Annotated in this window: 13 protein-coding genes; 10 read left to right on the top strand and 3 right to left on the bottom strand. The window is 63.7% G+C overall.

Going from position 1 to position 13,919, the window contains the following annotated elements; translation table 11 throughout:
• Positions 1–81 precede the first annotated feature (81 nt).
• From pcaH to IVB54_RS38145, 4 genes are all read left to right on the top strand, one after another.
• Positions 82–783, top strand: a complete 702-nt coding sequence (pcaH, locus tag IVB54_RS38160) for a protocatechuate 3,4-dioxygenase subunit beta (protein WP_018455903.1) — start codon at positions 82–84, stop codon at positions 781–783.
• Positions 784–1,374 (top strand): protocatechuate 3,4-dioxygenase subunit alpha, encoded by a 591-nt coding sequence (pcaG, locus tag IVB54_RS38155; protein WP_018455904.1) that lies wholly within the window; start codon positions 784–786, stop codon positions 1,372–1,374.
• A 208-nt stretch (positions 1,375–1,582) separates the two neighbouring features.
• Complete coding sequence (locus IVB54_RS38150; protein ID WP_018455905.1) at positions 1,583–3,274, top strand: methyl-accepting chemotaxis protein; 1,692 nt, start codon at positions 1,583–1,585, stop codon at positions 3,272–3,274.
• A 48-nt stretch (positions 3,275–3,322) separates the two neighbouring features.
• Entirely contained in the window at positions 3,323–4,417 is a 1,095-nt protein-coding gene (locus IVB54_RS38145) for a phosphotransferase (RefSeq protein WP_018455906.1), read from the top strand.
• 38 nt (positions 4,418–4,455) lie between these two features.
• Here the strand turns inward: IVB54_RS38145 and IVB54_RS38140 are convergent, their stop codons facing one another.
• From IVB54_RS38140 to IVB54_RS38130, 3 genes are read right to left on the bottom strand one after another with little or no spacing between them, the layout of a single operon-like run.
• The gene (locus tag IVB54_RS38140; protein WP_018455907.1) at positions 4,456–6,012 is read right to left on the bottom strand and encodes an MDR family MFS transporter; all 1,557 of its coding nucleotides are present in this window, start codon (positions 6,010–6,012) and stop codon (positions 4,456–4,458) included.
• A 4-nt stretch (positions 6,013–6,016) separates the two neighbouring features.
• Positions 6,017–7,192, bottom strand: coding sequence for an HlyD family secretion protein (locus tag IVB54_RS38135; RefSeq protein ID WP_018455908.1), 1,176 nt, complete (start codon positions 7,190–7,192; stop codon positions 6,017–6,019).
• Entirely contained in the window at positions 7,185–7,667 is a 483-nt protein-coding gene (locus tag IVB54_RS38130; protein WP_026233050.1) for a MarR family transcriptional regulator, read from the bottom strand. The genes IVB54_RS38135 and IVB54_RS38130 overlap by 8 nt, the downstream gene beginning before the upstream one ends.
• A 157-nt stretch (positions 7,668–7,824) precedes the next feature.
• Here IVB54_RS38130 and IVB54_RS38125 point away from each other — a divergent pair, with 157 nt between their 5' ends.
• From IVB54_RS38125 to IVB54_RS38100, 6 genes are all read left to right on the top strand, one after another.
• Positions 7,825–8,319, top strand: coding sequence for a transcriptional repressor (locus IVB54_RS38125; protein WP_018455910.1), 495 nt, complete (start codon positions 7,825–7,827; stop codon positions 8,317–8,319).
• A 35-nt stretch (positions 8,320–8,354) separates the two neighbouring features.
• Entirely contained in the window at positions 8,355–9,308 is a 954-nt protein-coding gene (locus tag IVB54_RS38120; RefSeq protein ID WP_026233051.1) for a DMT family transporter, read from the top strand.
• Between the two features lie 12 nt (positions 9,309–9,320).
• The gene (gene ispG, locus IVB54_RS38115; RefSeq protein WP_018455912.1) at positions 9,321–10,604 is read left to right on the top strand and encodes a flavodoxin-dependent (E)-4-hydroxy-3-methylbut-2-enyl-diphosphate synthase; all 1,284 of its coding nucleotides are present in this window, start codon (positions 9,321–9,323) and stop codon (positions 10,602–10,604) included.
• A 147-nt stretch (positions 10,605–10,751) separates the two neighbouring features.
• Positions 10,752–11,648, top strand: coding sequence for a TauD/TfdA family dioxygenase (locus tag IVB54_RS38110; RefSeq protein ID WP_204513101.1), 897 nt, complete (start codon positions 10,752–10,754; stop codon positions 11,646–11,648).
• Between the two features lie 86 nt (positions 11,649–11,734).
• Positions 11,735–13,072 (top strand): Rieske 2Fe-2S domain-containing protein, encoded by a 1,338-nt coding sequence (locus tag IVB54_RS38105; RefSeq protein ID WP_018455914.1) that lies wholly within the window; start codon positions 11,735–11,737, stop codon positions 13,070–13,072.
• A 3-nt stretch (positions 13,073–13,075) separates the two neighbouring features.
• A complete protein-coding gene (locus tag IVB54_RS38100) occupies positions 13,076–13,897 on the top strand; it encodes an N-acetylmuramoyl-L-alanine amidase (protein WP_018455915.1) in 822 nt (273 codons plus the stop codon).
• Positions 13,898–13,919: the final 22 nt, after the last annotated feature.

Genomic DNA, 13,919 nt, shown 5'->3' with positions numbered 1-13,919 from the left:
CGCTTCCCCCAATTAGTTATATCCTATAATGATTGGCGGAAGCGTTGACCGGTCGGAAAAGGGCCGGGGAGGAGTTCGCCAATGACATTCATCTATCCCGTCGACAGCAACACGGCGCATCCGCTGCCGCTGTCGCCCGAGTACAAAAGCTCGGTCAAGCGTGCGCCGAACAAACCCTTGATCCCGATGCGCCATACGCTGTCGGAGCTGACCGGCCCGGTCTACGGCCACGAGACCGTTCGCGAGGGCGACAATGATCTCACCACCCAACACACCGGCGAGCCGCTCGGGGAACGCATTATTGTGCACGGCCATGTGCGCGACGAGGACGGCCGCGGCGTGCCGAACTCGCTGGTCGAGATCTGGCAGGCCAATTCCTGCGGCCGTTACGTTCACGTCCGCGACCAGCATCCGGCTCCGCTCGATCCGAACTTTACGGGCGCCGGCCGCACCGTGAGCGACGTCTCCGGTTACTACCGCTTTGTCACCATCAAGCCTGGCGCCTATCCCTGGGGCAACCATCATAACGCCTGGCGTCCCGCACACATCCATCTCTCTGTGTTCGGCCATTCCTTCGTCACGCGTCTCGTGACGCAGATGTACTTCCCGGCCGATCCGCTGTTCCCGTTCGATCCGATCTTCAATTCGGTGCCGGACGAGAAGGCGCGGGCGCGGATGGTGTCGTCATTTGATCTCGAGAACACCCAGCCCGAATGGGCGCTGTGTTACCGCTTTGACATCGTGCTGCGCGGCAAGAACGCCACCCCTATGGAGAACCATTAAGTGCAGGACAATGGGATCACGCCGTCGCAGACCGTCGGCCCGTTCTTCAAATACGGCCTGACGCCGACCGGCGAGTATGCCTGGAATGATGCGTTCACCAACTCGACGCTGACGCCCGACGTCACCGGCGATCGCGTCCGGATCGAGGGCCGCGTGTTCGACGGCGACGGAGTCGTTGTGCCCGATGCCATGCTGGAGATCTGGCAGGCCGACGCGCAGGGGCGCTTCGCGGATCCGCAGGACAAGCGCGCGCTGCCGAATGCGAGCTTCCGCGGCTTTGCCCGTTGCGGCACCGACAAGGACGGCAATTATTCCTTTGAAACCATCAAGCCGGGCGTGGTGCCCGATCCCGACGGCAAGCCGCAGGCACCGCATGTCCTGCTTGCGGTGTTTGGTCGCGGCATGCTGCGGCATCTCTATACCCGCATCTATTTCAGTGACGAGGCCGGCAATGCCGCCGATCCCGTGCTGGCGGTGGTGCCTGCCGACCGTCGCGCCACGCTGACGGCCGTGCGCGAGGCCGGCAAGCCGGTGTACCGGCTCGACCTGCGGCTCCAGGGCGACAACGAAACGGTATTTTTCGACGTGTGACCCCCAGCGCCGTCCCGGACAGGCGGAGCGCCGATCCGGGACGACAGCGGAGGACGGGCCCAAGCTTCGCTGCCCGAAACTGTTGACCTGACGCCATTTCCCGTATTTTTCCGGAGTTCGCGCGATGCAATTTCCGCGCGATGCAATCCCGTGTTTACCGTAATCCTTTAGGGTCCGTGGGATTCAGCGCGGCCCATTGGATTTTTCCATGAAAATTCGTCTTTCGCTTTCTTCCGCAATCATTGCTTTCGGCATCGTTCTGGCCATCGGCTTTACCGCCGTGGTCTCGACCAGCCTCTACGCCTTGAAAGAGCTCAAGGTCGGCGGTCCGCTCTATTCTGATATCAAGCTCGGAAACGATCTCATCGCCGACATCCTGCCGCCGCCGGAATATGTGATCGAGGCCTACCTCGAGGCCACGCTCGCCATGCGCGAGCCCGACCAGCTGGCGGCCCATGCCGAACGCCTGGCCCAGCTCCGCAAGGATTACGACGAGCGCAAGGCATTCTGGGTCACCTCCAGCCTCTCGGCCGACCTGAAGACGACCCTGGTGTCGAAATCCGACGCCGAGGTGCAGAAGTTCTGGAAGCTGTTGTCCGACCAGCTCCTCCCCGCCCTCAAGGCCAAGGATACGGCCGTCTCCGAGCGGGCCTACGCGCAGCTCAAGGAGGCCTATACCGCGCATCGCGCCGTCATCGACAGCATCGTCGAGAGCGCCAACAAGCAGAATGCCGACATGGAGAAGCTGGCCGCGGACCGCGACAGCTCGATGCTTTACATCCTCCTCGGCGTCTCCGCCGCCGTCCTCGCCTTCATTGCGGCGGGCCTGCTCGGCGTCGCCTTCGGCGTGATGCGCCCGATCGTGCGCATGACCAGCGCGATGCAAAAGCTCGCGACCGGCGATCTCGCCGCCGACATTCCTTTCGCGCACCGGCAGGACGAGGTCGGCTCGATGGCGGGTGCGCTCTTGGTGTTCAAGCAGTCCGCGGTCGAGAATTTCCGCCTGCGCGAGGAGCAGTTGCAGAAGGAGCAGGAGGCGGCGCTCGCCAAGCGTGAGGCCCTGCATCAGATGGCCGAAACCGTCGAGCGCGAGACCGGCCGCTCGGTCGACACCGCGAGCGCGGCGACGCAAGGCGTGGAGCGTGCCGCCTCCAGTCTGTCCGAGATCGCAAGGTCGCTCTCGACACAATCGCAGGCGGTCGCAGCCGCCTCCACCCAGGCCCTCGGCAGCTCGCAGACCGTCTCGGCCGCAGCTGAAGAACTCAGTGCTTCGATCCGCGAGATCGCAACCCAGGTCGCGCGGACCAGCACGGTTACAAAATCGGCGGTCGCCGGTCGGGAACAGGCGCGCTCGACCATCCAGACGCTGGCTGGATCGGTGAAGAAGATCGCCGAGGTCTCCGACCTCATCGGCGGCATCGCCGGCCAGACCAATCTGCTGGCACTCAACGCCACGATCGAGGCGGCGCGCGCCGGGGAGGCCGGCCGTGGCTTCGCGGTGGTCGCCGCCGAAGTGAAATCCCTCTCCGACCAGACCGCCAAATCCACCGAGGAGATCGCGCGGCTGATCGCCGAGATCCAGGCCTCGACGCAAGCCGCCGTCGACGCCGTCGAAACCATGGGAGGCCACATCGTCGAGATCGACGGCGTCGCCACCTCGGTTGCCGCCGCGATGGAAGAGCAGGACGCCGCGACCCGCGAGATCACGCGGTCGATTTCCGAATCGACTTCCGCGGCGAAGGAGGTCTCGGCCAAGATCGGTGATGTCAGCCGCGACGCCGCCTCCGTGAACGAGCGCGCCGCGGAGGTCAGGCAGGCGATCGCCGGCATGGCGGCCAATCTCGAGCAGCTTCGGTCGGTCGTGGTCCGGACGGTGCGCGACTCCACAGCGGCGGCCTGAGCCCGGCGCGATGCCTATTGCTGGTGCCGGGGGGTGTGATTGTGCAGTATGGTCCGGGACGAGGGCATCGTGGCGTCCATGACACCTCCACAACTGCCGGCGGTCGTTGAGCGGGCTCGACTGACCGCTGCGCTACGCAGGGGCGGCGTGCTGGATGCGGGCGCCGTGCGCGAGGTGAAGGTGCTGCACCAATACCCCGCCATGGTGTCGCACGTTATCCGACTTGGGCTGCGCTATGTCGGGGAAGCAGCCGGGTCCCCGCACTCTGTCATCCTGAAGATCCCGAATCCGGCCTACGCCAAGTCGCTGGCAAATTCTGGTCGGCAGGAAGTGGCCTTCTACACCCGCCTTGCGCCAAATATGCCGTCGCACATCGTGCCGCGCTGCTACGATGGGCATTTCGACGAGGAGAGCCAGGACTGGCATCTGCTGCTCGAAGATCTCACCGACAGCCATGACGTTGCAGCTGACTGGCCATTGCCGCCCTCACGCGATCAGGCGATGGCGATCGTAACGGCGCTCGCCCGCTGGCATGCATCTTGGTGGGACCATGCGGGTCTCGGCGACACCATCGGCACCTGGATGAGCCTTGATGATACGGCGAGTCTGATAGAGACATTCGCCGGCCATTACGACCGCTTCGCCGATTTGCTTGGTGATCGCCTCAGTGAGGAGCGGCGGACCCTGTATCGGCGCTTCATCGACAAGGCCGAGCAACTGTTGCAACGCTACCATTCGCATCGCCATGTGACCATCGCTCACGGCGATGCCCATACCTGGAATTTCCTGCTGCCACGCGCGGGCATCGCTGACGCTGTGCGCATTTTCGATTTCGATCATTGGCGCATCAACGTTCCTACCCACGACCTTGCCTATATGATGGCGACGCAATGGTATCCAGAGCGCCGGCAGGCGCTCGAACGCCCGCTGCTCAATCGCTATCACGAGATGCTGATGGCGCACGGTGTCAGCGGCTATACGCGCGGCGCGCTCGACCAGGACTATCGGCGGTCGGTGCTGTGGCACATCACCAAGCCAGTCTGGCAGTGGAGCATCAACATCCCACCGGTGATCTGGTGGAATAATCTGGAGCGGGTGATGATGGCGGTCGAGGATCTGGGCTGCGAGGAGATTTTGGGGTAGAGGCGCGCAACATCATCGGTGTCGTCCCGGCGAAGGCATCACTCCATCACCGCATGTTCCGGCCCCGCCGCCTGCTTGCGCAGGGTGGCCTTGGTCGAGCCGATCAGCAGGGCGAGCGGGATGGTGCAGAGGATGAAGAACATCACCAGCTCGTAGTCGTGCGCGAAGGCGATGATCTGCGCCTGCACGCTGACCATGCGATCGGCCATGGCGCGACCGGCGTCGGTGGAGAGATTGATCATGCCGCTGACGCTGGGCATCTGGAGCGCATGGTTGAACGGGTTGATGTGTTCGGACAGGATCGCGTAGGTCCGCCGCGTGCCTTGTGTCAGCTGGGCGATGACGACGGAAATGCCCACCGAGCTCGCGACGTTGCGCATCAGGGTCAACATCGCGGTGCCGTCGGTGCGCAGCTCATTCGACAAGGTCAGGAATGCCACCGTCGAAAGCGGCACGAAGACGAGGCCGAAGCCGAAGCCCTGGATCACGCTGACGGTCACGATCTCCGGCACCTGGGTCAAATCGGTCCAGCCGGTCATCTGGAACAGCGAGCCCGCGGTCAGCGTCAGGCCGGTGATGATCAGTGTGCGGGCTTCGATGTAACGCATCATGCGGCCGACCAGCATCATGGCGAAGAAGGTGCCGAAGCCGCGGCTCGCCAGCAGCAGGCCCGCGGTGATGATGGGATAGCCGATCACGTTCTGCATATAGGGGGAGGCCAGCGCCATGGTCGAGAACAGCACGAGGCCCATCACGACCATGAACACGCAGCCGGTGACGAAATTGCGGTCCTTGAAGAGCCCGAAGCGGATGAACGGTGTCGAGGTCGTGAAGGAATGCGCGATGAAGAAGTAGAAGGCGACGGCCGAGACGATGAACTCCGCAAGGATCTCACCCGATTCGAGCCAGCCCAATTGCTCGCCGCGGTCGAGCGCGAGCTGAAGCGACCCGATCGCGACCGCCAGCGCCGCGAAGCCGAACCAGTCGAACTTGAGACTGAGATCCTTCCGGGTCTCGTCCATGAAGATGATCAGCCCGATCACGGTGATGGCGCCGAACGGCAAATTGACGAAGAACACCCAGTGCCAGGAATAAGTCTCGGTCAGCCAGGCGCCGAGCGAGGGACCCATGATCGGCCCCATCATTACGCCCATGCCCCAGATCGACATCGCCTTGGCGCGTTCCTGGAGCGTGTAATAGTCGAGCATCACCGATTGCGACAACGGCACCAGGGCCGCGCCGAACACGCCCTGCAGCAGGCGGAAAATCACCATCTGGTTGATGTCCTGCGCAAGCCCGCACAGCACCGATGCCATGGTGAAGCCGGCCGAGCAGATGATGAAGATGCGCTTGCGGCCGAAGCGGTTGGCGATCCAGCCCACCGGTGCCGTCATGATCGCGGCGGCGACGATGTAGGAGGTCAGCACCCAGTTGATCTGGTCCTGCGAAGCCGACAGCGTGCCCTGCATGTAGGGCAGGGCGACGTTGGCGATGGTGGTGTCCAGCGCCTGCATGATGGTTGCCGTCATGGCGCAGATCGTCACCATGTTCCGGCGCAGGCCGGGGACCATAAGGGCGGGATTGGACTCCGCCATAGGATTAGTCCTTGTCCTGATCTTTGTCTTGGCTCGCGGTCGCCGACAGGCCGAGCAGACCGGCGAGCGAGCGCTGGTGGCCGGTGTCGATGGTGGCGTAAACGCTCATGCCGGCCTTCAGCTTGCGTACGTATTTGTCGGTCTCGTCGAAATAGATGCGGATCGGCACGCGCTGCACCACCTTGACGAAATTGCCGCTGGCGTTCTGCGGCGGCAGGATCGCGAATTGCGCGCCGGTGCCGGGCGAGAGCGAGCCGATCTTGCCCTTGAAGGTATGGTTCGGGAACGCGTCGACCTCGAGCGTGACCGGCTGTCCTTCGGTGACGTAGGTGAGGTCGCTCTCCTTCGGATTGGCGTCGACCCAGGGATGGGCCACGTCGATGATGGAGAACACCGGCGTGCCGGCGGCGACGTAGCGGCCGAGCTGGATCTGTTCGACCTGTGTTGCCACGCCATCCATCGGCGCGCGCAGCACGGTGTGGTCGAGGTTGCGCTGGGCATCGTCCAGCTTGGCTTTCGCTTGCGCGTAGGCGGGGAATTGCTCCAGCGGCAACTCGGGATTCCCCAGCAATTGGGTCTTGGCATTGGAGAGTTGCTGCTTGATGTATTGCGCCTGCGCGCCGGCGGTAACCAGTGCATTGGACGCGTTGTCGAGATCGAGCTGCGAGCCGTAATTGTTCTTCACCAGCGACTGCTTGCGTTCGACGTCGCGCTGCTTCAGGTCCATGCCCTGCTGGGCAAGATTGAGCATGTCACCGTAGATCTTGATGTTGGCAACAAGATTGTCATAGGTGATGCGGGCTTGGGCGAGTTGCGCTTTGGCTTCTTCCAACGCATGACGGAACGGAGCGGGGTCGATCTCGAACAACTCGTCGCCGTGCTTGACGACCTGACCTTCCTTGACGACGACCTTCTGGATTTTGCCGGAGATATCAGGGGTCACCAGCACTTTCTGCGCGCCGACATAGGCGTCATCAGTGCCGACGTAACGGCCGCCATTGAGATAGAAGGTGAAGCCGGCAACCGCGACGACGAGCGGCAGCACAACCAGGAGCAGCACGCGGCGATAGCGGCGCAGGCCCGCCACCAGGCGGCGGCGCGGATCGGTGCCGGCTTTCTTGGTGGGCTTGCCGCCGTCGATTTTCTGCTCGGGCTGGAACTTGAGAACCTGATCAGCCATAGCGTTGCTCCTTACGCGCTTGTTCCGCTCCGCTGCTCTGGATCGCGGACCGCACGTTTTCCTTGATTGTTTCGAGTTGGGTGAGGAGGCGATGGGCGTCCGCCGGAGTGATGCCGTCGAGCGCGTTGGCCGTGAGCTCGGACTTCAGCCCGCTCATCCGCCCGAGCAACTGCCGCCCGGCCTTCTTCAGGTACAGCCGCTTGACGCGGCGATCCGAAGGATCGTTGCGTCGCTCGATCCAGTCGCTGTCACAGAGTTTGTCGATCAGGCGCGTCAGCGTGATCGGCTGCACCTCGAGAAGCTCGGCGAGTTCCGACTGCTTCATGCCTTCGCTGCGCTCGACCTTGGCCAGCACCGCCCATTGCGCGCGGGTGATGCCGAAGCGCGAGGCTTCCTTGTCGGCATAGACCCGGAGCAGGCGATAGAGCTCGGCGAGCGTAAACAGGAAGTTCTGGTCCACGGGCCCTGGGCTCATGAGCTTGGTCTCCAATAAGCTTGCAATATAATAAGCAAGCTTATGATTATTTCATGGCGGGTTTGCGGGACGCTGTCCCGCAGGCCGAGCATGGCTGCTGGCCGCATCGCCGGTCCTGCTTTGGGTTCCCCTTTCGAAATGCTAGAACGCCGGTCGCATGACCCTCGCAAAACCGGCATTTCCCGCGCCCGATCACGATCACGGCCGCTGCACCGCGGATGCGCTGGCGCATGCCGAGGCCGTTTGCGGAGAGCGCGCGCAGAAATTCACGCCTATACGCCGCCATGTATTGGGGGCGCTGCTCTCGAGCCACCGGCCGCTCGGCGCCTATGAGGTCATCGACGAACTGGCGAAGTCGATGTCGCGGCCGGCGCCGATCACGGTCTATCGTGCTCTCGATTTCCTGATGGCCAACGGCCTCGTGCACCGGATCGAAAGCCGCAACGCCTATCTCGCCTGCGCCGCTCACGACCACGACGCGATCTCGGCGGTGACGTTCCTGATCTGCGAGCGCTGCGGCCTGGTCGGTGAGATTCCGTCGGCATCCTTCGCCAAGGACCTCAACGCCGCCGCGCGCAGCTCAGGCTTCGCTCCCAAATTGTCGGTGGTGGAAATCACGGGCGTTTGTGCGCATTGTCAGAAAGCCGCATAGAGCAACAACGGCGCAAAGCCGGTTTTTAGGAAGAAATGTCCTCACCTCAAGCCATACCGTCCGCCGGTCGTCCCCTCAGTGCCGGCGCCATCGCCCTGATGCTCATGCTGTGCCTGACCTGGGGGTTCAACCAGATCGCCGTGAAGCTGGTGCTGCCGGACATTCCGCCGATGCTTCAGGCCACGTTCCGCTCGATGGGCGCGCTGCCGGTGCTGTTCATCATCGGCAGCTTGCGCGGCGTTAAATTCTTCGAGCGCGACGGCACCTGGAAGCCCGGCGTCATCGCCGGACTGATGTTCGGCATCGAGTTCGTGCTGATCTTCCAGGGCCTGCGGTTCACACCAGCATCGCGGGCGGTCGTGTTCCTCTACACCGCGCCGTTCTTCGTCGCGCTCGGCTCCTACCAGGTGCTCGGCGAGCGACTTGGCGGGACGCAATGGCTGGGGCTCGCCATCAGCTTTGCCGGTGTCGCGCTCGCGATCGGCGTGCCGCAGCCCAACGTCGATTCGCATGTCCTGCTCGGCGATCTCATGATCGTCGGCGGCGCCGCGCTGTGGGCGGCGACCACGCTAGTTGCCAAGGGCACGCGGCTGCGCTTCGCGGCGCCCGAGAAGGCTCTGGGCTATCAGGTCGCGACCTCGATCCCGATCCTGGGGCTGGCCGCCTGGCTGTTCGGGGAGACCATCCCCCACACGCCGTCGCCGCTGTCGCTGGGCCTGATGGCCTTCCAGGCGATCTGGGTCGTGGGAACCACGTTCACGCTTTGGTTCGCGCTGGTGAAGACCTATTCGGCCAGCAAATTGTCGGCTTTTACCTTCATCACCCCTTTGTTTGGCGTGGTGGGTAGCTATTTCATCATGCACGACACGCTGAACCTGACATTCGGGGCTGCCGCCCTCCTTGTCATTGCTGGGCTTTTTCTGGTTAACCGTCCCAGTCAATCCGCTGCGGCGCCGCGCGATGCATTGCTGAACGTCACCAAAACCTGATATTTGGACGCCATGAACAAGCTCGAAAAAACCATCGATTCCGACGTCGCGGGCCCCGCGCCCCGGCACAAGACCACCCAGGTCAAGGTCGGCGACGTTGCCGTCGGCGGCGGTGCCCCGATCGTCGTGCAGTCAATGACCAACACCGACACCGCCGATATCGACGGCACCATTGCCCAGGTCGCAGCGCTCGCCCGCGCGGGCTCCGAAATGGTCCGCATCACCGTGGACCGCGAGGAGGCCGCCGCTGCCGTCCCGCACATCCGCGACGGCCTGCTCAAGCGCGGCATCACCACGCCGCTGATCGGCGACTTTCACTATATCGGCCACAAGCTGCTCGCCGCCTATCCGGCCTGCGCCGAGGCGCTCGCCAAATATCGCATCAATCCCGGCAATGTCGGCTTCAAGGACAAGCGCGACACCCAGTTCGCCGACATCATCGAGATCGCCAACAAGAACAACAAGCCGGTGCGCATCGGCGCCAATTGGGGCTCGCTCGACCAGGAGCTCTTGACCAAGCTGATGGACGAGAACGCCGCCTCCCCCGATCCGCGCGACGTGCGCGCGGTGACGCGCGAGGCCATGGTGCAATCCGCGCTGCTCTCGGCCGCGCGCGCCGAGGAACTCGGCATGCCGAAGAATCGCATCATCCTCTCGGCCAAAGTCTCGGCCGTGCAGGATCTGATCGCGGTCTATCAGGATCTCGCCAGCCGTTCCGACTACGCGATCCATCTCGGCCTGACCGAGGCCGGCATGGGCACCAAGGGCATCGTGGCGTCCTCGGCCGCGCTCGGCATCCTGTTGCAGCAGGGCATCGGCGACACCATCCGCATCTCGCTGACGCCGGAGCCCGGCGGCGACCGCACCCGCGAGGTGCAGGTCGGCCAGGAGCTCTTGCAGACCATGGGTTTCCGCACATTCGTGCCGCTGGTTGCGGCGTGCCCCGGCTGTGGCCGCACCACCTCGACCACATTCCAGGAACTGGCCAGCTCGATCCAAGGTTTCATCCGCGACGAGATGCCGACCTGGAAGACGAAATATCCCGGCGTGGAAGAGCTCAACGTCGCGGTGATGGGCTGCATCGTCAACGGCCCCGGCGAATCCAAGCACGCCAATATCGGCATCTCGCTGCCGGGCACGGGCGAGGCGCCGGCTGCCCCGGTGTTCGTCGACGGCAAGAAGTTCCGCACCCTGCGCGGCCCGACCATCTCCGCCGACTTCAAAGCACTCGTGATCGACTACATCGAGCAGCGCTACGGCCAGGGCGCCAAGGTGCCGGTGACCGCGGCGGAATAGTTCTGCTCCAGATCAGGAATCGTAGGGCGGGTTAGCGAAAGCGTAACCCGCCTTATTTTTGCAGGCGCGAAGTGGCGGGTTACGCTTCGCTAAGCCGCCCTACATTGCTACGATGCTCCCAAGCAAGAATGCATCGGGAGACACGCCATGAGCTCACTCGCCGGCAAGCAGGGCCCGCGCTATCGCCACGCGACGGACGACGGCGCGCCTTACGAGACCATCGCGGTCGAAAAGCTGACCCCGATCATCGGCGCGGAAATCTCGGGCGTCGACATCGGCAAGCTCGTCTCCGACGATGCGCGCTCCAACCGGCAGATGGACGAGGTCCACCGCGCGCTTGCCGAAAACCTCGTCATCTTCTTCCGCGACCAGCACATCACGCCACAACAGCATCTCGCCTTCGGCCGCAAGTTCGGTGAGCTGCATTTCCATCCCGCCGCGCCGCATGAGGATGAAGACCCGGCCCTGATGAAGATCTATGCGGATGCGAATTCGCCGCGGGCCAATGGCGAGGGCTGGCATTCCGACGTGTCCTGCGATCACGAGCCGCCGATGGGCTCGATCCTCTACATCAAGCAGTGCCCGCCGCGCGGCGGCGACACGCTGTTCGCCAACATGTATGCGGCCTACGAGGCGCTGTCGGACCGGATGAAGGCCTATCTCGACGGGCTGACTGCGTTGCATGACGGCGAGCCGATCTATCGCGGGCTCTACGCCAATTACGGCGTCGCCGACCGCCCGTCCTATCCGAGTGCCGAGCATCCCGTGGTGCGCACGCATCCGGTCACCGGCAAGAAGGCGCTCTACGTCAACCGCGGCTTCACCCGCCACATCAACGGCATCCCGCGCGACGAGAGCGAGGCGATGCTTGCCTATCTCTACCAGCACGCCGAGAATCCGCTGTTCCAGTGCCGCTTTCGCTGGACAGAGAATGCCATCGCGTTCTGGGACAACCGCTGCACCCAGCACCGCGCGATGTGGGATTATTGGCCGCACACGCGCTCCGGCACGCGCGTGACGGTGAAGGGGGAGCGGCCGGTTTAACCGGCCTGCGCGCCGCGTTCCGCGTTGACGTCTTCCCGCGTCCGCGCCAATCTTGCCGGCAACAACGACCGTCGGGAGGATTTTCCATGCTCCGCGCCGAGGACAACAAATTCCTGACCGAGTCGGGCTCTGGTACGGGCATGGGCGAATTGTTGCGCCGGTTCTGGATTCCTGTGCTGCTGTCCGAAGAACTCCCTGAACCCGACGGCGAGCCGAAGAAGATCATCGTTCTCGGCGAGGAGCTGCTCGCCTTCCGCGATACGCGCGGCGTTGTCGGAATCATCGATCAATACTGCCCGCATCGCGGCGCCAATCTCTGGCTCGGGCGCAACGAGGAATGCGGCATCCGCTGTGTCTATCACGGCTGGAAGTTCGACACCGACGGCCGCTGCGTCGACATGCCGACCTCCTATCCCGACCTCAACGCCAAGGATCTCATCCGCATCAAATCCTATCCGGCGCGCGAATGGGGCGAGATGATCTGGGCCTATATGGGTCCCGCGGATGCGATGCCCGAGCTGCCCGATCTCGAAATGGCACTGCTGCCGGCCTCGCACCGCTATGTCAGCAAGAAATGGCAGGACTGCAACTGGGTGCAGGCGCTGGAAGGCTCGATCGACACCGCGCATTTCACCTTCGCCCATCTCTCCTTCGACAAGGAGGAGAACGAGATCCTGGACATCAAGAAGCATTTCGTGAATCCGATCGCGCGGATGTCGAGCGATCACATGCGCTGGATCGCGGAGGATCCGCGCCCTGTGATCAAGATCGCCGCGCACGCAGCGGGCCTCACCATCGCCGGCGGGCGGCTCACCGGCGGCGACAACATCTACTGGCGCATTGCGCAATTTCTGATGCCGTTCCACGCCTATGCCCCGAGCGCGATGCCGGGTGAGAACATCTTTGGGCAGACTTTCGTGCCCGTCACCGACACCAATTGCTGGATCTACACCTATGCCTGGAATCCGGAACGGCCGCTGACGCAAGCCGAGCGCGACGTCTTTGACCGCGGCAACGGCGTGATCGCGGAGGTTGGCGACAATTACGTGCCGCTGCGCCACAAGGGCAACGACTATCTGATCGACCGCAAGATGCAGAAGACCAGGAGCTACACCGGCATCAAGGGCGTCTCCGAACAGGATGCGGCCGTGCAGGACAGCCAGGGCCCGATCGCCGACCGCACCCGCGAGCATCTCGGTCCGACCGATCTCGGTATCATGCATTTCCGGAAAGTCGTGATGGAGCTGGCGCGGGCGCTTCAGCAGGGCGAGCCGCCGCCGCAGGCCGCGCATCAGGATCGCCATGCCGTGCGCTCGGGCGCCTGCGTCACCAGCAAGGCCAAGGACCTTTCCGCGGTGATGCTGGAGCGTTTCGGTGACGTCACAGGCTTTGTCGGCCGGCCGCGAACAGCGGCAGCGGAGTAGTACTTGGGACAGCCGCGCAGCATCATCGCAAGTCTCGTCTCGACGCTGGTCGCGTCGATCTTGCTATGGTCGCTGGCGCCTGCAGACTCTGGTCATGCTGCTATCGCGCGGAAAATCGCGAAACCCAAGCCGCCGCACGCGCCGGTCAAGTGTGAGCTGTCGAAATTCCGGATCCTCGTGGATGTCGGGCACACCCCGGACTCCTACGGCGCGTTGAGCGCGCGCAACGACACGGAGTTCGGCTTCAACTTCCGGCTTGCAAGTCTGATTACGGCGAGGCTCAAGGCCGAAGGCTTTGCCGCGACCCGGTTGCTCGTCACGGACGGCAAGGCGCGGCCGAGCCTGTTCAAGCGCGTCAGCACCGCGAATGACGCCCGGGCCGATCTCTTCCTGTCGATCCATCACGATTCGGTGCCGGACAAGCTGCTCGGGAGCTGGGAGTTCGACGGCGCGAACAGCTATTTCAGCGACCGCTTTTCGGGCCACTCTCTGTTCGTGTCGCAGCGGAATCCGCACTTCGCCGCCAGCCTGATGCTGGCCCGGATGATCGGCAGGCAGCTGAAGCAGCAGGACCTGCACTATGCCAGCCAGTACACCCTGCCGGTGATGGGCCGCTACCGGCGCCAATTGCTCGACAAGGATGTCGGCGTCTACCGCTATGACGGGCTCGTTGTGCTCTCGCAGACCCGCAGCGCCGCAGTGCTGCTCGAAGCGGGCTCCATCATCAACCGCGACGAGGAGATGGCGATGAACTCCCCGGAGCGGCAGGAGATCATTGCGGGCGCCGTGGCGGTGGCGATGAGGGAATTTTGCGAGAGGCGGTAGTTCGCGCCCCTAGCAATGACGG

The sequence above is a fragment of the Bradyrhizobium sp. CW1 genome (assembly GCF_023100665.1).
Taxonomy (GTDB): Bacteria; Pseudomonadota; Alphaproteobacteria; order Rhizobiales; family Xanthobacteraceae; genus Bradyrhizobium; species Bradyrhizobium canariense_D.
This window is presented reverse-complemented; position numbering and strand designations above follow the sequence as displayed.